Annotated in this window: 17 protein-coding genes; 7 read left to right on the top strand and 10 right to left on the bottom strand. The window is 61.8% G+C overall.

The window, feature by feature from the left end; genetic code table 11:
- Positions 1 to 102: 102 nt before the first annotated feature.
- The 6 genes from AC3WP7_RS07235 to AC3WP7_RS07210 form a co-directional block, all read right to left on the bottom strand.
- The gene (locus AC3WP7_RS07235) at positions 103 to 1,029 is read right to left on the bottom strand and encodes a sigma 54-interacting transcriptional regulator (protein WP_058424836.1); all 927 of its coding nucleotides are present in this window, start codon (positions 1,027 to 1,029) and stop codon (positions 103 to 105) included.
- A 49-nt stretch (positions 1,030 to 1,078) separates the two neighbouring features.
- Positions 1,079 to 1,660, bottom strand: a complete 582-nt coding sequence (locus AC3WP7_RS07230) for an alpha/beta hydrolase (RefSeq protein ID WP_092248637.1) — start codon at positions 1,658 to 1,660, stop codon at positions 1,079 to 1,081.
- 303 nt (positions 1,661 to 1,963) lie between these two features.
- Positions 1,964 to 2,365: an ExbD/TolR family protein gene (locus AC3WP7_RS07225; RefSeq protein ID WP_093121774.1), complete on the bottom strand. Its 402-nt coding sequence runs from the start codon at positions 2,363 to 2,365 to the stop codon at positions 1,964 to 1,966.
- Between the two features lies 1 nt (position 2,366).
- A complete protein-coding gene (locus AC3WP7_RS07220) occupies positions 2,367 to 3,086 on the bottom strand; it encodes a MotA/TolQ/ExbB proton channel family protein (protein ID WP_219731876.1) in 720 nt (239 codons plus the stop codon).
- 54 nt (positions 3,087 to 3,140) lie between these two features.
- The gene (locus AC3WP7_RS07215) at positions 3,141 to 3,941 is read right to left on the bottom strand and encodes an energy transducer TonB (RefSeq protein WP_093513591.1); all 801 of its coding nucleotides are present in this window, start codon (positions 3,939 to 3,941) and stop codon (positions 3,141 to 3,143) included.
- A 240-nt stretch (positions 3,942 to 4,181) separates the two neighbouring features.
- The gene (locus AC3WP7_RS07210) at positions 4,182 to 5,033 is read right to left on the bottom strand and encodes a LysR family transcriptional regulator (protein WP_102592466.1); all 852 of its coding nucleotides are present in this window, start codon (positions 5,031 to 5,033) and stop codon (positions 4,182 to 4,184) included.
- A gap of 109 nt (positions 5,034 to 5,142) precedes the next feature.
- Here AC3WP7_RS07210 and AC3WP7_RS07205 point away from each other — a divergent pair, with 109 nt between their 5' ends.
- Positions 5,143 to 6,327, top strand: coding sequence for a CynX/NimT family MFS transporter (locus tag AC3WP7_RS07205; RefSeq protein ID WP_102592467.1), 1,185 nt, complete (start codon positions 5,143 to 5,145; stop codon positions 6,325 to 6,327).
- Here the strand turns inward: AC3WP7_RS07205 and AC3WP7_RS07200 are convergent.
- Positions 6,324 to 8,672, bottom strand: coding sequence for a TonB-dependent receptor (locus tag AC3WP7_RS07200; RefSeq protein ID WP_071489781.1), 2,349 nt, complete (start codon positions 8,670 to 8,672; stop codon positions 6,324 to 6,326). The two genes, AC3WP7_RS07205 and AC3WP7_RS07200, sit on opposite strands and share 4 nt — an antisense overlap.
- Positions 8,673 to 8,827: 155 nt before the next feature.
- Here AC3WP7_RS07200 and AC3WP7_RS07195 point away from each other — a divergent pair, with 155 nt between their 5' ends.
- Both AC3WP7_RS07195 and AC3WP7_RS07190 read left to right on the top strand, forming a co-directional pair.
- Entirely contained in the window at positions 8,828 to 9,772 is a 945-nt protein-coding gene (locus tag AC3WP7_RS07195) for a LysR family transcriptional regulator (RefSeq protein WP_102592468.1), read from the top strand.
- 189 nt (positions 9,773 to 9,961) lie between these two features.
- Positions 9,962 to 11,569: an alkaline phosphatase family protein gene (locus tag AC3WP7_RS07190; protein ID WP_102592469.1), complete on the top strand. Its 1,608-nt coding sequence runs from the start codon at positions 9,962 to 9,964 to the stop codon at positions 11,567 to 11,569.
- On the opposite strand, the gene AC3WP7_RS07185 is transcribed toward AC3WP7_RS07190, so the two are convergent.
- Positions 11,570 to 12,475, bottom strand: coding sequence for a TauD/TfdA dioxygenase family protein (locus tag AC3WP7_RS07185; protein ID WP_092248649.1), 906 nt, complete (start codon positions 12,473 to 12,475; stop codon positions 11,570 to 11,572). It lies immediately after the preceding gene.
- A gap of 179 nt (positions 12,476 to 12,654) precedes the next feature.
- Here AC3WP7_RS07185 and AC3WP7_RS07180 point away from each other — a divergent pair, with 179 nt between their 5' ends.
- Positions 12,655 to 13,575, top strand: a complete 921-nt coding sequence (locus tag AC3WP7_RS07180) for a LysR family transcriptional regulator (RefSeq protein WP_071489777.1) — start codon at positions 12,655 to 12,657, stop codon at positions 13,573 to 13,575.
- A 6-nt stretch (positions 13,576 to 13,581) separates the two neighbouring features.
- Here the strand turns inward: AC3WP7_RS07180 and AC3WP7_RS07175 are convergent, their stop codons facing one another.
- Entirely contained in the window at positions 13,582 to 14,583 is a 1,002-nt protein-coding gene (locus tag AC3WP7_RS07175) for an ABC transporter substrate-binding protein (RefSeq protein ID WP_092248652.1), read from the bottom strand.
- A gap of 286 nt (positions 14,584 to 14,869) precedes the next feature.
- On the opposite strand from AC3WP7_RS07175, the gene AC3WP7_RS07170 reads away from it, so the two are divergent.
- Genes AC3WP7_RS07170 through AC3WP7_RS07160 form a run of 3 tightly spaced genes read left to right on the top strand, consistent with a single transcriptional unit; the run spans position 14,870 to position 18,906 of the window.
- Positions 14,870 to 16,468 (top strand): ABC transporter permease, encoded by a 1,599-nt coding sequence (locus tag AC3WP7_RS07170; RefSeq protein WP_093121785.1) that lies wholly within the window; start codon positions 14,870 to 14,872, stop codon positions 16,466 to 16,468.
- Complete coding sequence (locus tag AC3WP7_RS07165; protein ID WP_102592470.1) at positions 16,465 to 17,280, top strand: ABC transporter ATP-binding protein; 816 nt, start codon at positions 16,465 to 16,467, stop codon at positions 17,278 to 17,280. Before AC3WP7_RS07170 ends, AC3WP7_RS07165 begins: the two co-directional genes overlap by 4 nt.
- A 15-nt stretch (positions 17,281 to 17,295) precedes the next feature.
- Positions 17,296 to 18,906, top strand: coding sequence for an arylsulfatase (locus AC3WP7_RS07160; protein WP_102592471.1), 1,611 nt, complete (start codon positions 17,296 to 17,298; stop codon positions 18,904 to 18,906).
- On the opposite strand, the gene AC3WP7_RS07155 is transcribed toward AC3WP7_RS07160, so the two are convergent.
- Positions 18,878 to 19,957, bottom strand: coding sequence for a fatty acid desaturase (locus tag AC3WP7_RS07155; RefSeq protein ID WP_093121795.1), 1,080 nt, complete (start codon positions 19,955 to 19,957; stop codon positions 18,878 to 18,880). The genes AC3WP7_RS07160 and AC3WP7_RS07155 overlap by 29 nt on opposite strands.
- Positions 19,958 to 20,037 lie beyond the last annotated feature (80 nt).

Below are 20,037 nucleotides of genomic sequence, written 5' to 3'. Positions count from 1 at the left end.
GCGTCTCTGACGACCGTTTTTTATGTAGTGTGCCAGCGAAGTGCTATCGCGGCGTGGGAGGGACAATACCTAGATTTTTTATTCCCGAACAATATCTTTTATTCACGTTGATATTCCATTTTGTTCATGCAGGAATTTACTTAACGTTTCCCGCTCGGCGGGGCTGGCGCGCTCGAAAATCCGCCGCACCTGTTCCAGCGCAGAGCCCGCCACCGGCAGATTCAAATGTTCGGGCAAAATCTCATCCCCACTGCTGACCAGCAGGGCAAAGTGAATAACGTTTTCCAGCTCGCGGGTATTGCCCGGCCAGCTGTGGTGTTCCAGCACACGCTGCGCGGCATCGCTGATCAGCGGCACCGGCAGGTCCAGGCGCTGACTGTAGATGCCCAGGAAGTATTCGGCCAGGGACAAGATGTCACCGACCCGCTCGCGCAGCGCCGGCAAATCCAACCGACCTTCGCTCAGATAGTGGAACAGGCGCTCATGGAACTTGCCGGCCGCCACGGCCTGGGCCAGGTCGATGCTGGTGGCGGCGACCAGGCGCACATCCACCGGGCTCGGCTGATGGGCACCGACACGGGTGACTTCGTGGTTTTCCAGCGCGGCCAACAGTTTCACCTGGATCGGCAGCGGTAAATCGCCGATCTCGTCCAGGTACAAGGTGCCGCCATTCGCCGAACCGAACCACCCTGCCCGGCTGCTGGCCGAACCACTGTGGCTGCCGGCGGCATAACCGAACAATTCGGCATCGGCATAGGTCGGGCTGATCGCACCGCAATTGACCGAGACAAACAGACCGGTGCGGTCGCTGCCCCGGTGAATATGCCTCGCCAGCAACTCCTTGCCGCTACCGGTCTCGCCGCGGATCAATACGGGCAAGGCACGGGGTGCGAGGCTTTCGAGGTCTTCGCGCAGCTGCCGCGAACGCGGGTCGACAAACACCAGCGCCTTGGCGCGGATGCTCAGTGGGCTTTTTTCCGCGTCGGGAAAGGTCAGCAATGGCTGGCCGTAGGTTTCATGCAGACTCATGGCAGGCTCCCGCCGCCAATCCACTCAAGGGACGGGGCGTTGAAAAAATTCAGGCAGTACGCCGGGCGTGATGCTCAAGGCGGCTTTGCAGGCGATAGAGGTAGGCGAACCCCTGTTCCCAGCGCTGGTGGCCGGACTTCACATTGATGTGCCCCGCCCCCGACAGAATGCCGGCTTCGGCGCCCCAGTTGCGGGCCAATTCCAGGGCTCGCGCGGCGCTGACAGCACTGTCGTTGTCGGAGCTGACCACCTGGCTGGGGAACGGCAACAGGTCGGTCGGGATCGGCGCAAAATTACGCAACGCAGGTGAGCAGGCGGGCCGTTCGACATCGGCCGGGGCCACCAGCAAGGCACCGCGCACCTGGCGCAGGAAGTGCACCGGCGCGGTGGCCGCCCAATGCGCCACCGTGATGCAGCCCAGGCTATGGGCGATCAGGATCACCGGCGTGCTGTCGGCTGCGATGGCCTCGGCCAGCGCAGCGACCCAATCTTCTCGACGTGGCGTCAGCCAATCGGCCTGCTCCACGCGGGCGCTGTTGGGCAGGCTGGCCTGCCAGTGACTTTGCCAATGATCTTCTGGCGATCCTTGCCAGCCCGGCACGATCAGATAACGAATCGACTCGCTGTGCATGGGTGTGCCCTCCTGCAGCGTTTAACGTTGCTGAACAGTATAGGGACGGGTGTTATATTCGTTAAGGAATAAGAAGCTATTTATTAATAACCAAAAATTCAAAATTAATGAAGTTCAAAATGTGGGAGGGAGCTTGCTCCCGATGGCGGTGTATCAGTTACAGATTGATTGGCTGACACACTGCAATCGGGGGCAAGCCCCCTCCCACATTGATCGCATTTCAAGTTGAGGATTGAATCGCAGGCAAAAAAAAGGCCGCACCCTGCCAAGGAAACGGCCAAAAACTTGTCGAGGCTTTTGCAACTAACGTGCGGTAATCACCGACAGCTTGGTAATGCCCGCGCGTTCGATAGACGCCATGGCTCGCGCCACTTCGCCGTAGTTCACGCCATCATCCGCCTGCAGTTGCACCCGCACATCGGGGTCCTTGGCCTTGGCCGCCTGCAGGTTGAACTCCAGCAGGTCCGGCTGGATTTCGTCCTTGTTGATAAACAGTTTGCCGGCGCCGTCGATGCTCACCACCAGCGGGTCTTTCTGCTCCACCGGCGCGACCGCCTCGGTCTTGGGCAGGTTGATCGGGATCGCGTTGGTCAAAAGCGGCGCGGTGACGATAAACACCACCAGCAGCACCAGCATCACGTCCACCAGCGGCGTGACGTTGATCTCGCTCAGTACCTCATCGGTGTCTTGCGTGGAGAAGGCCATGTCAGGACGCCTCCTTCACTTTCTGCGGGTTGCCGGCAGTGGGTTTGTTCAGGGTCGGGTGCAGCAGCACACGGAAGGAATTTTTCTGCGCCAGGCTGTAGAAGTCGTGGGCGAAGTCATCGAGGTCGGCAGCGGTCAGCTTGAGGCGACGCAGGAAGTAGTTGTAGACCAGCACCGCCGGCACGGCGACGGCGATACCAACGCCCGTCGCAACCAGTGCGGCACCAATCGGGCCGGCCACCGTTTCGAGGCTGGCGGAACCGGCGGCACTGATGCCCTTGAGCGCTTCCATGATGCCCCACACGGTACCGAACAGGCCGATGAACGGCGAGGTGCTGCCGATACTGGCGACCACGGCCAGGCCGGTTTCCAGGGAGCGCCGCTCTCGCACGATCTGCTGGCGCAGGGCACGCTCAAGGCGGTCCTGGTGGTTGATCGCCTGGCTCAGGTCCGCTGCGTGTGGGGTTTCGCCCACCTGGATCGCGGCGTAGCCGGCCTGGGCCACGCGGGCAGCGGCACCCGGCTGGGTTTGCGCCAGCTCGGCAGCCGAGTCGAGACTCGACGCCGCCCAGAACTGTTTATGGAACTTGCGATCCTGCGCCTTGAGGCGACCGAACTGCACGCCCTTGAGCAGGGCCAGGCCCCAGGTGGCGACCGAAAAAACCACCAGCAGCCAGATCACCGCGCTTTCGATGGATTCAAGTGGAGATGCTAATGCCATGATGTCTTCCCTCTGTGCAGGTCGCGGCGCGTGCAACACACCGCAGCCGAATAATTAGTGAATCTTGAAATCGATCGGGACGCTGACCCAGCCGTCCTGGGCCACCTCGCCCTGCTTGGCCGGCACGAAGCTCCAACGCTTCACCGCGGTCAGTGCGGCGTCATCGAGCTGCTGGCGACCGCTGCTCTTCTGGATCTGGATCTCGCCCGGCTTACCGCTGGCCAGTACATGCACCCGAAGCAACACCGTGCCTTCCCAACCGCGCCGCTGGGCCAGTGACGGATACTCCGGCGCCGGGTTCTTCAAGTACGCGGCGTTGGCCGAAGCGGGCGTAACCGGAGCCGGCGCCGGTGGTGCTGGAGGCGCGGGAGTCGGTGGCGCAGGCGGTTGCTCGGGCGGTTTCGGTGCAGGCTTGGGCTCAGGCTTTGGCACAGGCTTGGGTTTGGGTTTAGGAATCGGTTTTGGCGGCGCCGGCTTGGCGGCCAATTCATCCACCACCGGCGGCGGTGGCTCGACCACAGGCGGCGGCGGTGGCGGCACGGGCGGTGGCGGCTCGACCACCGGGGGTGCCGGCTGGGAAAATTCGATGGTCATCGGTGGAATTTCCGGCGGCACGATCGGCAGCACCGGGGTCGGCTTCTGGCTCACCCAGTAGATCACCGCACCGTGCAGGGCCAGCACCAGCAGGCCGAGCAGGATACCTTCGCGACGGCTGGAGAAACGCTTCGGAGTCCTCTGCGTTCGCAGTTGTCCCAACGGCGCGCGGTGCGGCCGGCCAAGGTCGACCAACTCACCACCCGGCGCCTGGCGCCACGGCGCCTCGTGTGCACTGGCGGCGGTCTGGACATTGCCCATTGATTCACTCCCTACGGTTTTTAAGCAAAAAAACCGACAGGCCTGCTTGGAAGGCCGTCGTGGGCTGAATCATCGGCGCCAGAGTCTTATCTCTTAAAGTAATCTTTAAAGTTATACATAGACCTAAAACGAATAAATGAAACATGCTGAAACGCCAAAGCCCCGTCCTGCGTGGGCTGGCGTCCAGGCGATGTTTTTCAATGCTTTCCGGGCATGAAAAATATTCGGAAAAGGCATCGTTCAGGCTGGGCTGTTAGCACACAAATCCAGCAATTGGCGTTGCAGGCTCTGCCCCGCCGCGCCGAGGCCAGTGCGTCCGTACAACGCCAGCCGCACGCCCTGCACCGCAGGCAAACCGCTGTCCGCGCCCAATACGACATGCCCGGCCTGCACCACACGCCGGGGTAACAGACTGATACCCAACCCCGCCGCCACCGCCGAACACACACTGGCCAGGCTCGCGCTGGAGTAACCGATGCGCCAGCGCCAGCCCCCCACTTCCAGGTGTTGCAGCATTTCGTTGCGGTACAGGCCCCCCACCGGAAAGGCCACCAACGGCAAAGGGTCGCGCCCCAGGGATGGCGTACTGCGGCTGTCCACCCAACACAACGGCTCTGGCCATGAGGCCAGGCAGTCGTCGCTGTCGCCCATCTGCTTGACCAGCAATACGTCGAACTCACCGCTACGGTACTGGCGCTGCAACTCGGGGCCAAGACCGCTGGTGACCTCCAGGCGCACCCTGGGGTACGCCAGCACAAAGGCCGATAACAGAGGCATCAGGCGTTCGGCAGCGAAGTCTTCCGGCACACCGAGGCGCAGCACGCCGTCGCTTTGCTGGTTGATCAATACGTCAGCGGCTTCCTCATGCAACGCGAGGATGCGCCGCGCATAGGCCAGCAGGCGCTCGCCTTCCGCCGTCGCCACCACACGACGTTGGTCGCGATCCAGCAACTGGCACGCTACCACCTCTTCCAGGCGGCGGATCTGCTGGCTGACGGTGGACTGGGTCAAGTGCAGGCGCTCTGCCGCGCGGGTGAAATTGCCGCAGTCCACCACGGCGACAAAGCTGCGCAACAACACGGGATCGAACATCGTGCTTACCATTCCATTTGCCACTGGTTGGCATGGTTATATTTAATTTCAGAATACCTCGGCGACTGTGGATACTTCACGCCTCATTTGCACACTCCGCAGGTTCTGCATGTCGCTTTACTCCTCAACCGCAGGCCGGTTCGCCGGCTGGGGCCTGCTGGTGGTCCTGGGCCTGAACCTGCGGCCGATCCTCAGTTCCATCAGCCCGTTGCTTGGCGAAATCCGCCTGGCCACCGGCCTGAGCTTCCAGAGCAGCGCCCTGCTCACCAGCCTGCCCGTGGTGTGCATGGGCCTGGTGGCGCTGGTGGGCGTGCGTGTTGAAGCGCAGCTGGGGGAACGACGCGGCATCGCCCTGGGCCTCATGATGATCCTGTTGGCGTGCCTGGCCCGCTGGCTGATGGGCCAAGGGTCGACATTGCTGGTGACTGCGTTGCTTGGCGGTGCCGGCGTGGCACTGATCCAGGCGTTGGTGCCGGCGATGATCAAGCGTGAATTCCATCATCGCGTGCCGGTGGCGATGGGCGTTTATTCGGCCTCGTTGATGGCCGGCGGCGGCCTGGCGGCGCTGCTCAGTCCGGTGGCAGCCACGTATTTCCAGCAATGGGAGGCCGGGCTGGGCGTGTGGTTGTTACCCGCGTTGGCGGCGCTGCTGCTGTGGGCCTGGTTGCCACTGGGTGCGGCAAAAAACGCGAACGTCATCCCTGCCTACAAGGGGCTGCGCAATCGCCGTGCCTGGCTGCTGGCGCTGTATTTCGGCCTGGTGAACTGCGGCTACATGAGCCTGGTGGCGTGGCTGCCGGCCTACTATCAGCAACTGGGTTGGGGCGTGTTGCCCAGTGGTTCATTGCTGGCGTTCATGACCATCTTCCAGGTGATCGCCGCGCTGTTGATGCCGGTGCTGGCACAACGCGGGATCGACCGTCGGCCGCTGCTGTGGATCAGCCTGTTGGCCCAGACCATCGGCTATCTGGGCCTATTGATCGCGCCGTTGCAGTTTCCGCACCTATGGGTGGCGCTGTGCGGCTTTGGCCTGGGAGCATGTTTTGCCCTGAGCCTGTTGCTGACCCTCGACCACCACCGCGACCCGCGCCAAGCCGGCCAACTGGCGGCGTTCGTGCAAGGCGTGGGCTTTTTGATCAACGCGATTTCGCCGTGGATGACCGGTTGGCTGCGCGAACTCACCGGCAGCTTTGTCAGCGCCTGGATGGTGCTGACCGTGACAACGGTGGCGATGCTGGTGGTGACCCGCGTATTCAGCCCGGCCACCTATCGCACCGCCAGCGTACCGGCCTAAAAGTCGTAGCGACCGGTCACACCCAGGGTGCGAGGCGTGCCCAGCAAGCCTTCATAACCGCCGTTACCGCCGGTCCACAGGGTGGTGTAGTAGGTTTTGTCGAAGGCGTTTTTCAGCCACAGCGACACATCCCACTGCCCCTGCTGATAGTTGCCACGCAAGCCGGTAGACACGTTCACCACCGCGTACGCCGGGATCTGCCCGTAGTCCGAGTCCTCCACTGTCCCCACGGCCTTGGAGCGGAATGCATAGCTGGCAGTGACGTAGGGTTCCAGACCGTTGTCCAGGTTCCACTTGTACTCGCCATTGGCATTGGCGATCCATTTCGACGCGCCCACCACCTGATGCCCTGTCAGGTCACAGGAGGCCGGGGCACCCGGGCGCAGGCTGACTTCCGGTGGGCACGGGGCGTCCTTGTAGGACAGGTAGCTCACATCGTTGAACGAGCCATTCACGTTCAGCGTCAGTCCTTTGATGGGAACCAGGGTGCTTTCCACTTCCACCCCACGCGAACGTACGGAGCCTGCGTTGGTCAGGTACTGCACCCGGTTGTCCTGATCATAGGCGTTGGTCTGGTAGCCATTGACCTGGGTCCAGAACAGGTTGGCATTGAGTTGCAGGCGTCGGTCCCACAGCGTGCTTTTAAAGCCCAGTTCAGCGTTGTTGGCCCGTTCGGTGCCGACCAGCAGCGAATCCGCGCCGGCCGTTGGCGCCGAACCCACCGCCAGGTTGACCCCACCGGATTTCTCGCCATGGGACAGGGTCGCATAGCCCAGCAGGTTTTCATTGAAGCGGTAACTGAGGTTCAGCAGGCCCGAAGGGCTGGTGCTGTACTGGTTGAGGTCTGCGGAGTCGTAGGCCCCGGCACGCCCACGCCGAGCCGTAGCGGCCGCGCCCGTGACAGCCGCGCCACCCACCGGCGCATTGCGAGTCACCCAGGCGCTTTTCTCTTCATAAGTACCCCGCAGACCGGCGGTGAAATCCAGGCGCTCGGTGAGGTGCCAGGTCCCTTGGGCAAACAGCGCGAAGCTGTCGGTGCGGATGTGCCCGTTGCCCACACTGCTCACGTTGGCGAGCGCCCCCGTCGCCGTACCGTTCCAGATGTCGGCCTGGGGTCCGTAATAGGCGAAGGACTTGTTGTCCAGGGAGTTACCGAAGTAATAGGCACCCAGCACGTAATCGAAAAATCCGCCGGTCGGCGAAGCCAGGCGAAACTCCTGGGACCACTGCTTATCTTCCACCGACACCCCGGCGTTATAGGACGCCGGCACATTGAGGCCATCATCATTGCGCGGTGTGAAATTCCACCAGCGGTAGGCGCTGACCGAGGTCAGGGTGAAATCACTCGGCAGCGTCCAGTTGGCTTCCAGGGACGTACCGCCCTGGAACACCGTGACATGCTGGTCGTTGTCCAGATTGACCTTGCGGTGGGTGCCGTCCACCAGCGTTGCGCCAGCCGCCGCAGCGCGTGACTCATAGAGGTTGGTGCCATTGATCGTGGGCCCGGTGCTGTAGAGCACGCGGGTGCCGGCGCTGGAATCCTCTTCGTTGTAATCGCCAATCCAGCGCAGGTTGAACGTATCGCTCGGCTTGTACAACAGTTGCCCGCGAAAGCCCTGGCGTGAACCACCATTGAGATCATGGCCGTCGTGCTCGTTCTTGATGTCGCCATCGCTGCGCGTGCGATACGCCGAAAAACGTCCCGCCAGATCATCGGTGAGCGGGCCGGAAACCGTGCCCTTGGTCTGGAAATAGCCATCTTCGCCCAACGACGTCTCGATGCTGCGCTCCGGGGTAAAACTGGGCGCACGGGTACTGATATTGATGACCCCGGCAGTGGTGTTCTTGCCGAACAACGTACCCTGGGGGCCGCGCAATACCTCGAGCTGTTCGATGTCCATCAGGTCGAACACCGCCATCCCCGGCCGGCCGAGATAGACGTTGTCGATATACAACCCCACGCTGCCTTCCAGGCCATCGCTGGCCGGGTTGTTGCCCAGGCCACGGATTGACACGCTGGACTGGCGCGCATGCATGTAGGCAACGTTGACGCTGGGCACCAGTTGTTGCAAATCCTGGATGCGGTAGACCCTTTGGCTCTCCAGTGCCTGGCCGCCAACCACGCTCATCGGCGTCGGCACCTCCTGCGCGCTTTCGGTACGACGGCGTGCCGTCACCGTGACGGTTTCCAGTTGGCCGCTGGCGCTTTCGCCCTCAGGTTCAGGGGAGATCACCTCGGCCGCGTGACTGGACGACCAACTGGCGCTGCCGGCCAGCAACAAGGCCAGCGGCAGACGCTTGAGCCTCCAGGAAGAGCAAGGTACAGCGGGCTTGAACACACTCATAAGCGGCTCCGTAACCAGGAAATACTCATCGACACATATTCCCCAAGGTTATTTATTTATGTTTTTTAGAACATTTACTGCATAAGAGATAGCCTTTATAAGGAGTCGACCTAATGCATAGCCAATGCATTTCCCCGATATTTTTGATGTGAAAAATGCATATCGATTTGCGCCAGCTCCGCCACTTCATCGCCCTCGCCGAACAACGCAGTTTTGTGGCAGCGGCGTTGACCGTGAACCTGTCGCAATCGGCGTTCAGCCGCAGCATCCAGGCCCTGGAACATGCCGCCGGCTGCCAACTGGTGGACCGCGGTCGCAAGGACCTGGCGCCCACCAAACAAGGCCAGGTGCTACTGGAGCATGCCCGGCGCCTGGTCAGCGGTGCCCAGCAACTGGCCAACGAGATCAGCCAGTTCAATGGGTTGGAGGCCGGTGAGCTGCGCTTTGGGTGTGGCCCCGCACCCGCGGCCGGGTTGATTCCCCGCGCCATTGGCAGCTTTATCGGGCGCTACCCGAAGGCACGCGTGCTGTTCCAGGTAGATGACTGGCAAAGCCTGGGCAAGCGCCTGCTCAGCGAGGAGTTCGAATTCTTTGTCGCTGATACCCGTCACTTCGAAGCCAACCCTGACTATCACACCCATCGCTTGCGTCCACGCCGCTGGAATTTCTGCTGCCGCGCCGGCCATCCCCTGGCCCGTCGCGAGAGCGTGAGCGCCGCAGAGTTGATGAGTTATCCACTGGCCGTGACGATCCGCCCGCCCAACCTGCGCAAGGTCATCGTCGACCTCAGCGGACGCCCCGATTACCTGCCCAATGTGGAGTGCGAAAACGGCTACAGCTTGATGGGTGTGGTATTGCGCTCCGATGCCATTGGTATCGTCAGTGCCAACAGCGATGTGCTGCACATGGCCCGAGGCGAATTGGTGTGTTTGAAGATCGACGGACTCGCCGAAGACCTGGAGGAGCGTTTCACCCGCTACGGTATCGTCAGCCGCGCAGGGTACCGGTTATCACCACTGGCGGAGGCGATGATCGAGCAGATCAAGGAGATTGATGCGCTGGATGAGGATGTGTGTGCGCTGGAGAATTTCGCTGTCTGAACTGATGCCATCGGGGGCAAGCCCCCTCCCACTTTTGAATGCATTTCAAGTGTGGGAGGGGGCTTGTCCCCGATAACGCCTGCAGCAACGCCCATGCATGGCCTGCATGAAACCCAGTCCCCAAATGCACTTGCCAGCCCCGGCGCAAAGGACGAAAAAAACCCCCTGTCCTCCGTTCGGTAAACCCTCATGCCTCAACCAAAACCTGTACGCAATGTGCTGTACATCATGTGCGACCAACTGCGCCGCGATTACCTGTCGTGCTACGGCCACGCTCATTTGCACACGCCGAATATCGACCGTCTCGCCGCCGCCGGGGTGCGATTCGGCCGTGCCTACACCCAGGGCACCATTTGCGGACCGTCGCGGATGTCGGCCTATACAGGACGCTATGTCAGCAGCCACCAAGTGGCTTGGAACGGGGTGCCACTGCCGTTGGAAGAGTTGACGATCGGCGATTATCTGCGCCCCCACGGTATCCGCACCGCGCTGGTAGGCAAGACCCACGCCACGCCAAACCTGGACGCTTTGCAGCGCCTGAAAATCGATCCCCACGGCGCCCAGGCCGAGCCACTGAACGAGGTCGGTTTTGAAGCGTATATGCGTCACGACGGGATTTACCCTGACAGCCCGTTGTTCGACGACAAGCGCGAGTCCGCGCCCTACACGCATTACCTGCGCGAACAAGGCTACAACGGTACCAACCCATGGCATGACTGGGCCAACGCCGCAGAAGGTCAGGGCGGTGAGCTACTCAGTGGCTGGCACATGCGCAATGCCGGGCTACCGGCGCGGGTAGCCGAGGCGCATTCGGAAACCGTCTACACCACCGACCGCGCCATCGACTTTATCCACGAACAAGCCGAGCAGCCGTGGTGTCTGCACCTGTCCTATATCAAGCCGCATTGGCCTTACATCGCCCCCGCGCCGTACCACGCGCTGTATGGCGCCGAGCACATCCAGGCGCCCATCCAGCCGGGGCAACCCAGCGATCACCCGGTTTATCAAGCGTTTCGCCAGCACCAGGAAAGCCTCAACTTTTCCCGTGACGAGGTACGCCTCACGGTGATCCCGACCTACATGGGGCTGATCAAACAGATCGACGATCAACTCGGGCGGCTGTTCGATGTTCTGCAAAGCAATGGGCGCTGGGACGACACGCTGATCGTGTTCACCAGCGACCATGGCGATTTCCTTGGCGATCATTTCCTCGGGGAGAAAGAATTCCTGCTGGAGCCGGCCGTAGGCGTCCCGTTGATTGTGCGCGACCCACGCGCCAGTGCCGATGCCAGCCGTGGCACATTCGACGACCGCCTGGTGGAAACCATTGATGCGCTGCCGACCTTCCTCGACGCCCTGGGGCTGCCTGCTGCCGACCACCGCCTGGAAGGCCACTCACTGATCCCACTGTTGCACCGTACGCAAAACGCCTGGCGACGCTACGCCATCGCCGAATACGACTACGCCTTCCAGGCCCCGGCCCGTGAACGGTTGGAGCAGCCCATCGACCGTTGCCGCATGACGATGGTGCGCAGCGAACGCTGGAAATACCTGGCGTACGATGGCTTTCGCCCACAGCTGTTCGACCTGGAAAACGACCCGCAGGAACTGCATGACCTGGGGGCCGACCCGGCGTACGCCGACGTGCGCGAAACCCATTCGGGCTATCTGTTCGAATGGCTGCGCGGCCTGAAGCGGCGCACCACCATCAGCCACACAGAGATCGATCTGCGTGGCCAACGGTTTCGTTATGGAGAGCCGGAAACAGACAAGGTGGTGCAGATCGGCGTGTGGTGATCACACACCCTTGGTGGTCTTGCTGGCCTGCCCGTGCACGCTCACCGGCACATCGCCCTTGAGCGTGACCCGGCGCACGATACGCTCCTGGGTGCCATAGTCATCCACTGCGTAATGCTGGGTGGCGCGGTTGTCCCAGATCGCTACATCACCGGTGCTCCAACGCCAGCGCACGGTGTTTTCCAGGCGGGTGACGTAGCTCTGCAACAGGTTGAACAGCTGCGCCGAATCTGCCTGGGAGTATCCTTTGAGGCGCTTGACGAAGTGTCCCAGCAACAAGGTTTTCTCGCCGCTGACCGGATGTACGCGCACCACCGGGTGTTCGGTTTCGTAGACAGTGGAGGTGAACACTTTGCGGTATTCCTCCAGCGTTTCCACCGACACATCCGGCTTGCGCGCGGCGTAGTCGTATTCGTTGCTGTGCACCGCCCACAGGTTGTCCGCCAGGGCTCGCAGCTCGACGCTGAGGTCATTGTAGGCGCTGGATGTGTTGGCCCAGACCGTGTCGCCGCCGGACCTGGGTGCCAGCACCGAACGCAGGATCGAAGCCTTGGGATAGGCGTCGACGAAGGTCACGTCGGTGTGCCAGGAGTTGGCGCGCTGGCCACGACCGCCGTCCAGCTCCATCAGGAAACGGGTGCCGTCGCGCACTGGCACGGTCGGGTGGGCAATCGGTTCGCCCAGCAGGTGCGCAAATGCTTCCTGGCTCTGGTCATCAAGGTGGGTCTGCTCGCGGAAGAAGATCACCTTGTACTGCACCAGGGCCTGCTGGATGGCCTCGACGGTAGCGGCATCCAGGTCGCCGGACAGTCTGACCCCACGGATCTCGGCGCCAATGCGCCCGCCGACGGGGTGAATGTCCAGCGCTTGGGCGATGGGTTGAACAGCGAATGCGGCATTGCTCATTGTGGTGACCCTCATGTGCCTGATGGTGGGAACGCTTTCCGACAACGCTCTATTCATATGCAATTTAGATCTAGCAAATGAATGAATGCTTCGTTGACGGAATAAGAGCTTGCATTTAAAACCTCAGCTCCCTCGGTCGCAAATGCCTTCGACCTATTTTTAAAATGCCGGGAAAGCATATGGATCTTCGCCAACTGCGCTATTTCATCGCCCTCAACGAACACCGCAGTTTTGTGCGTGCCGCGGACGCCATGGGCATCACCCAACCCGCGTTCAGCCGCAGTATCCAAAGCCTGGAACATGAGTTCGGCTGCGTATTGGTGGACCGTGGCAACAAGGACTTGCGCCCCACTCCCGAGGGCCAGGTAGTGCTGCAACATGCGCTGAGCCTGGTGCACGGTGCCGCCTTGCTGAGCAGTGAAGTCACCCGCATGACCAAGCTCGATGCCGGCGACCTGCGCTTCGGCACCGGACCGGCGCCCGCGGTGAAACTGGTACCCGATGCGGTGGCGCGCTTTATCACTGCACACCCGAAGATCCGGACCAGTTTCCAGGTGGATAACTGGGAAAAACTCAGTCGCGCTCTGAGCCGCGAAGAAATCGAGTTCTTCATTGCCGACATCCGCCAGTTCGAAAACGATCCAAACTTCCAGACCCGCGCACTGAGCCCCAAGCGTGGTGTATTTTTTTGCCGTCCGGGCCACCCGCTGCTGGCCAAGGACAGCCTGTCGACCAACGACATGTTCGACTATCCGCTGGCGTCGCCGCTGATCTCCCAGGGCATTCGCAAACTGCTGGCGAACCTCAGCGGGCGCATGGACTTTTCACCCAGCATCCAGACCGAGCACTTCCCGGCGCTGGTGAAGATCGTGCTGCAGTCCAATGCCATTGGCGTGGGCACCGAAGAAGCATTTGCCGAAGACATCGCCCGTGGCTCCCTGGTGGTGCTGCACTGGCGCAACCTACCGCAGAACATGGACACCATGAGTGCGCGGTGCGGGGTGGTCAGCCGCACCGGCTCGCGCCTGTCGCCGGCGGCGAAGGCAATGATCGAGACGCTGGTACAAGTCGACCGCCAAGACGTGAGCGTGGCGGTCTGACGCCGCTTAGAGACCCGCCGCCTGCAGATTCGGCGCCACCCAGTCACTGACCTGGAAGGACTTGCGAATCAGCCGCTCCTTGGTCGCCAGGTCTACCGACTCCTGCAATTTGCCGAGGAACACCGGGTCGAGGGTCGAGGGGAACAGCTCGCTGAGCTTCTCGTTTTTCAGGTCATTGCTCAGGATGATCGGTGGGTAACTGGCCAGCCCCGACACCAGGTCGATATAGGCTTGCTTGTTGTTGTCATCGGTCAACCACTGCACCGCTTGCTGCTGGGCCTTGAGCAACTTGACCACGACATCGGGGTGCTCATCGACGAACTTGCCACTGCCCACCAATACAGCCTGGATGCTGCCAGCGCCGCCGAGGTCCTTGGTGGTCAGTGGCAATTCGGCCAAGCCCTTGGCCTGCAGCGCACTGAGGCTAGAACTGCCCCAAGTGGCATCGATCTGCCTGGCAGCCAGGGCGGCGCTCGCGGCGCTGAAATCCAGATTGATTACTTTCAGGTCTTTTTCACTCAGGCCCTGGCTGGCCAGGGCGCTGTCGAACGAGAGTTGAGTGGCCGTGCCGCGAAACACCGCAACGCGCTTGCCCTTGAGGTCCTGCAGGGTCTTGATGCCAGAGCCGGGAACCACGCCCAGATACTGTTTGACGCCGCGTGCCGAAGCACTGAGCAGGCGGGTGTCCAAGCCATTGGAGCGACCGATGATCGCCGCCAGGTCGCCCAGGTAGGCCAGGTCCAGTTGACCGTTGGCGAAGGCCTCGTTGATCACCGGTCCTGCGCCCTTGAAGTAATTCCACTGGATCTTGATGCCTTGGTCGGCAAAGGCTTTCTCGAAGATCTGCTGGTCGCGCAACACATCCGTGATACCACCACCACTGTGCTGGCTCCCCGCGCTGAGGTCGGGTACGGCAATGCGGATTTCCTTGAGTTCGGCGGCCTGGACCCAACCGGCCAGGGCGGTACCCGCGAACAATGCAATCAAGCGTTTAAAGGGCAGTTTCATAAGCGCAGCTCCTGTGGGCGACGGTCGTCCGGGAGCAGAAAGTAGGCACAACCCATACAAAACTTTAAATACTATAAATGCACAATTTAATAGCTTTTAGAACTATAAGGCTTAAAACGCCGACCCTTGGGGCCTATGCATGAACAGCATTGAAAATATTCTCCGAATGCATTGGATGCGTGCCCGGCTGAGGCATTAAATGCATTTTCTTATCCCTCAATCATCTTGATTGTGTTTTTGTAAGATCAAAATCACATAACGCCATCGGCGACAACGGAGGTCCTCCATGGCCCGAATATCACTGTTGAGCCTGCCTCTGGCCGCTCCCCGTCATGATCGGGCGCACCGCTGGCCAAAACTGGGAGAACGGTTATTGCCCTGGCTGTTGCCCTTGGCGCTGTTCGCGCTGTGGTGGCTGGCCAGCCACAATCACTGGATGAGCGAGCAGATTCTGCCACCACCCTCACTGGTGTGGAGCAGCGCTGTGGAATTGGCCGGTGGCGAGTTGTGGGCTCACCTGGCAATCAGTGTTCAGCGCTTGTTCTGGGGGCTCCTGGCGGGCATCGGCGCCGGGGCGTTGCTGGGTGCCCTGCTGGGGTTCAGCGCCCGTGTCGAGCGCGTGGTATTCCCCACGTTCAGCGCTTTGGCGCAAGTGCCAACACTGGCCTGGATCCCCCTGTTCATGGTGTTTTTCGGCATCGGCGAAACCTTGAAGCTGGTGGTGCTGGTGAAGGCAATCGTAGTGCCCGTCACCCTGCATGTACTGGTCGGCGTGCGCGATGCCCAGCCCCACCTGCGTGAAGCCGCCCGCGTGCTGCGCCTGCCCACTCACCTGCTGATTCGTCGGCTGATCCTGCCGGCCGCGCTCCCCGCGTTCATGGCCGGCGTACGCCTCGCGCTGGCCGCCGGCTGGACCTCATTGCTGGCCGTGGAGTTGTTGGCGTCCAGCGAAGGCATTGGTTACTTGATGGTATGGGCTCGCCAGTTGTTCATGCTCGATATCGTTTTCGTGTGCATCGTGGTGATCGGCGTGTTGGGCGTGGTGATGGATCGCGGCATCGGCTGGCTGGACCGCAAATGGGTGCACTGGCCCCATCCGGCGACGGCACAGATTCCTCAGGGCCCCCGCTATCAAGGCTGGCAACGCCTGCAGCCTTGGCTGCTGCCGCTGCTGTTGCTGGCGTTATGGCAACTGGCAACCCAGCAGGATTGGGTGGATGCGAACATTCTGGTCAGCCCATGGACAGTCCTGCACACCACCGTGACGGGCGTGCTGGATGGCAGCCTGTCCGGCGCCCTGGGCAAAAGCCTGGGCCGTACGCTGGGCGGCTTGATCCTCGGCACCAGCCTGGGGTTTGCCATGGGCCTGTGGCTGGGATTGTCGCGGCGCAGCGAGCGCGTACTCGGGCCGACGCTGTCTGCGCTGCGCCAGATTGCGATCTTCGCCTGGGTACCGTTGCTCACCGCGTGGTTCGGACTGGGCGAGTTGGCCAAGGGGGTGTTTATCGCCCTCGCCGCGTTCTTCCCGTTATTTATCGCCACCCAGCGCAGCGTATTGAACCTGTCACCCCAACTGCGCGAGGCGGCGCAGGTGCTGCGCCTGAACCTGTTCCAGCGCCTGCGCCGCCTGGTGTTGCCCGGCGCTGCGACGGGGATTTTCGCCGGCCTGCGCCTGAGCCTGATCTATGCCTGGCTGGGCACCATCGGCGCTGAGTATTTCATGCCCTCCAACGGCGGCATCGGCAGCCTGATGATCGGCGCTCAACAGTTGCTGCGCATGGACCTGATCATGAGCGGCATGCTTCTGGTCGGCCTCACTGGCGCAGCCCTCAACCTTATCGGCCAACGCATCGAAACCCGCGCTACCCGCTGGAGACACGCATGAACGCACCTATCGTCCGCTTCAACCATGTGGGCAAGAGCTTTGACGTCGACGGTGTCGAGCTGGAAGCCATCCGTGAATTCAACCTGGAGATTGCCGAAGGCGAATTCGTCGCGATTGTCGGTTCCAGCGGGTGCGGCAAATCCACCCTGTTGCGCCTGCTGGTGGGCCTGGACACACAGTTCCGCGGCCAGATCGAGGTGGACGGCAAAGCCGTCAGTGGCATCGGCCGGGAGCGCGGCATTGTGTTCCAGGAACACCGCTTGTTTCCCTGGCTGACCGTGGAGCAAAACATTGGGCTGGGGCTGGTCAACGAACCATCAGGCGACGCCGAGCGCAGCCAACGGGTCCATGATTTTATCGAGCTGGTCGGCCTGACCGACTTTACGCGTGCCTACCCCCATCAGCTCTCCGGCGGCATGGCGCAACGCGTGGCAATTGCCCGCGGCCTGGTGGCCAGCCCCCGTATCCTGCTGCTGGACGAGCCATTCGGCGCCCTCGATGCGCTGACACGCCAGCAGATGCAGGATGAACTACTGGCGATTCGCGCCCGCGCCAGGATCACGACAGTGCTGGTGACCCACGACGTGGAAGAAGCGATCTTCCTCGCCGACCGCGTCGTGGTGATGGAGCCAAGGCCAGGCCGGATCAAACAAGTGGTGCAAGTCACCCTGCCCCATCCGCGCCAACGCAGCAGTTTCGAGTTCCATCAATTACGTGAGGAGCTGTTGCACGAACTGACCAACGATGACCATTACCAACCCCCTGTGCGCGAACAGATCCGCAACCTGCCCCTGGCCTTTATTGCCTGCTGAATGAGGAGTGCCTTGATGCCGCAACGTCCCAATTTTCTCGTGATACTGGCCGATGACCTGGGCTTTTCCGACCTCGGCGCCTTTGGCGGGGAAATCGCCACACCACACCTGGACGCCCTGGCCCTGAACGGCCTGCGCCTGACCGACTTCCACACCGCGCCCACCTGCTCGCCGACCCGCTCGATGCTACTGACCGGCACCGACCACCATATCGCCGGCATTGGCACCATGGCCGAGGCCCTCACACCCGAGCTGATCGGCAAGCCCGGCTATGAGGGCTACCTGAACGATAAGGTCGTGGCCTTGCCGGAGCTGCTGCGCGAGGCCGGCTACCAAACCCTGATGAGCGGCAAATGGCACTTGGGCCTGACCGCCGAACTGGCGCCCCACGCGCGGGGTTTCGAACGCTCCTTCGCGCTGTTGCCCGGCGCGGCCAACCACTATGGCTTCGAACCGCCCTACGACGAGACGACGCCCGGCCTGCTCAAATCCACGCCTGCGCTGTATATCGAAGACGACACTTTCGTCGAGCGACTGCCTGAACATTTCTATTCATCCGACGCTTTTGGCGACAAGTTGCTGCAATACCTCAGGGAGCGCGACCAGGCGCGACCGTTCTTCGCTTACCTGCCATTCTCCGCCCCGCACTGGCCGTTGCAGGCTCCCGCCGAGATCGTCGACAAATACCGTGGCCGCTACGACGCCGGACCCGAGGTGCTGCGCCTGGAACGCCTGGAAAAGCTCAAGGCCCTGGGGCTGATCGACGCGGATGTCGAACCCCATCCACTGATCGGATTGAGTGCCCAATGGGCCGGCCTTACCGAGACACAGCGCCAAGTGTCGGCGCGGGCGATGGAAGTGTATGCGGCCATGGTCGAGCGCATGGACTGGAACATCGGCCGGGTGCTGGAGTACCTGCGCCAGCAGGGTCAACTGGATAACACGTTCATCGTGTTCATGTCCGACAACGGCGCTGAAGGTGCGCTGCTGGAAGCCTTTCCCAAGTTCGGCCCCGAGCTGCTGACCTACCTCAACCAGCACTACGACAACAGCCTGGAGAACATCGGGCGGGCCAACTCCTACGTCTGGTACGGCCCCTCGTGGGCTCAAGTGGCAACCGCCCCGTCACGGCTGTTCAAAGCATTTACCACCGAAGGCGGGATTCGGGTGCCGGCACTGATGCACTACCCTCGGCTGACGCTTGAAGGCCGGATCAGCCATGGGTTTGGCACAGTGATGGACATCACGCCGACGCTCCTGGACCTGGCCGGTGTGCGCCATCCGGGCCAACAATGGCGCGGCAAGCCGGTGGCGCCACTGCGGGGCAAGTCGTGGCTGGGCTTCCTTTCAGGTGAAACCGCCGAGGTGCACGATGAGCACACCGTCACCGGCTGGGAGCTGTTCGGGCGCCGGGCCATTCGCCAGGGCCGGTGGAAAGCCGTGTACATCCCAGGCCCGGTGGGCCCGGCGACATGGCAGCTCTATGACCTGGGCCAGGATCCCGGCGAGATCCACGACCTGGCCCAGCGTCACCCGGACAAACTGGCCACGCTTATCGACCATTGGCAGCAATACGTGGACGAAACCGGCGTAATACTCAGCGCATCACCGTTTCAGCCGGATTGAGCCCCGCGTTTGTGCGCGCTTGCGGCTCCAGCCGATTGGCCCGCGCAAACGTCCCGAAGTCATTGAAGCGCACGCCCATCTCAGCCATCACCTGGTGCGCCACCTTGGCGGTCATCTGGCGGATGTAGAACGGTTCCTTCACCACAAAATGGTGAATGCCATGGGTGCTGCCGAAGTTGAAGCAGAACGCCTGCAGAGGCCACATCCACCAGGGGTTCAACACTTGGGTCTGCTGGATCACATTGCCCAGTTCCACATCGCCGTAGTAGTGCATGTTGGAGCTGACAAAGTGCAGGCAAAAGGTACGCAGCACGTTGGGGCCGATGATCACCACGACAGCGATATCAATCACCTGCATCATCTGCACGGTGCCAGCTGACCACTCGATAGGCGCACCGAGCAGACTGGCAATGCCATTGGCGGCATGAAAGCCAAGGAACACATACCACGCGCCCCAATGCAGCAGTGCCAGCGGTGCGTACACCAGCAGCGAGCGCTTGAGAATCGTCAATTTGTGCGTCCAGGTCGTGGCCCGCAGGATGCGGATGAAGGCCGACATGACGTTATCGCCGACCATCAGCAACCGCGCAAAACCCCAGGGCTCGCCGTTGGTGATGGCGCGCTCTTCCATGTCGGTCTCGGTGCCGGACACCTTGTGATGGTTGAGGTGCAGGTGTCGGCGTACCCACGGGTTGATCGTACTGGGCCGCGCCAGCCACACCAGGCCCATCATCAGGTTGTGCGGCAGGCGCTGCTTGCGAAAGTACATGCTGTGGATCAGGTCGTGTTCCAGCTCGTGGGTCAGTGAAGCCAGGAACGCGTTGAGCAGCAGGCACACCCACCAGGCCATATGCCCGCTGATGTAGAGCGCTGCGCAGCCAATCATGCCCGCCAAGGCAAAGGCCAGGATGCCCGCGCCCAACGCGTCCTGATGCAGCAGCCAAGGGTGCTGCTGGCGCAGGCGCACGCCCTCGGCCAGCACCACTTCACGGATATGCGCCGAGCGCTGTTGTGCGTTCATCTGCTGGGGACTTGCAGAAGTACCGTCCATGCTTCCATCCTCTGGTTATTGATGGATGCATCCTGGCCCAAGCGGTCCGCCAGGGCATCAGCCACGCACGCCAACCTGTT

The organism is Pseudomonas sp. FW305-3-2-15-C-LB1 (genome assembly GCF_058787615.1).
Note: the sequence above shows the minus strand (reverse complement) of the source record. Positions and strands in the feature narration are given on the sequence as shown.

Excerpts from the sequence above, each read along its gene's own strand:
- AC3WP7_RS07235 (WP_058424836.1), bottom strand. The coding sequence starts at position 1,029 with ATGAGTCTGCATGAAACCTACGGCCAGCCATTGCTGACCTTTCCCGAC.
- AC3WP7_RS07230 (WP_092248637.1), bottom strand. The coding sequence starts at position 1,660 with ATGCACAGCGAGTCGATTCGTTATCTGATCGTGCCGGGCTGGCAAGGA.
- AC3WP7_RS07225 (WP_093121774.1), bottom strand. The coding sequence starts at position 2,365 with ATGGCCTTCTCCACGCAAGACACCGATGAGGTACTGAGCGAGATCAAC.
- AC3WP7_RS07220 (WP_219731876.1), bottom strand. The coding sequence starts at position 3,086 with ATGGCATTAGCATCTCCACTTGAATCCATCGAAAGCGCGGTGATCTGG.
- AC3WP7_RS07215 (WP_093513591.1), bottom strand. The coding sequence starts at position 3,941 with ATGGGCAATGTCCAGACCGCCGCCAGTGCACACGAGGCGCCGTGGCGC.
- AC3WP7_RS07210 (WP_102592466.1), bottom strand. The coding sequence starts at position 5,033 with ATGTTCGATCCCGTGTTGTTGCGCAGCTTTGTCGCCGTGGTGGACTGC.
- AC3WP7_RS07205 (WP_102592467.1), top strand. The coding sequence starts at position 5,143 with ATGTCGCTTTACTCCTCAACCGCAGGCCGGTTCGCCGGCTGGGGCCTG.
- AC3WP7_RS07200 (WP_071489781.1), bottom strand. The coding sequence starts at position 8,672 with ATGAGTGTGTTCAAGCCCGCTGTACCTTGCTCTTCCTGGAGGCTCAAG.
- AC3WP7_RS07195 (WP_102592468.1), top strand. The coding sequence starts at position 8,828 with ATGCATATCGATTTGCGCCAGCTCCGCCACTTCATCGCCCTCGCCGAA.
- AC3WP7_RS07190 (WP_102592469.1), top strand. The coding sequence starts at position 9,962 with ATGCCTCAACCAAAACCTGTACGCAATGTGCTGTACATCATGTGCGAC.
- AC3WP7_RS07185 (WP_092248649.1), bottom strand. The coding sequence starts at position 12,475 with ATGAGCAATGCCGCATTCGCTGTTCAACCCATCGCCCAAGCGCTGGAC.
- AC3WP7_RS07180 (WP_071489777.1), top strand. The coding sequence starts at position 12,655 with ATGGATCTTCGCCAACTGCGCTATTTCATCGCCCTCAACGAACACCGC.
- AC3WP7_RS07175 (WP_092248652.1), bottom strand. The coding sequence starts at position 14,583 with ATGAAACTGCCCTTTAAACGCTTGATTGCATTGTTCGCGGGTACCGCC.
- AC3WP7_RS07170 (WP_093121785.1), top strand. The coding sequence starts at position 14,870 with ATGGCCCGAATATCACTGTTGAGCCTGCCTCTGGCCGCTCCCCGTCAT.
- AC3WP7_RS07165 (WP_102592470.1), top strand. The coding sequence starts at position 16,465 with ATGAACGCACCTATCGTCCGCTTCAACCATGTGGGCAAGAGCTTTGAC.
- AC3WP7_RS07160 (WP_102592471.1), top strand. The coding sequence starts at position 17,296 with ATGCCGCAACGTCCCAATTTTCTCGTGATACTGGCCGATGACCTGGGC.
- AC3WP7_RS07155 (WP_093121795.1), bottom strand. The coding sequence starts at position 19,957 with ATGGACGGTACTTCTGCAAGTCCCCAGCAGATGAACGCACAACAGCGC.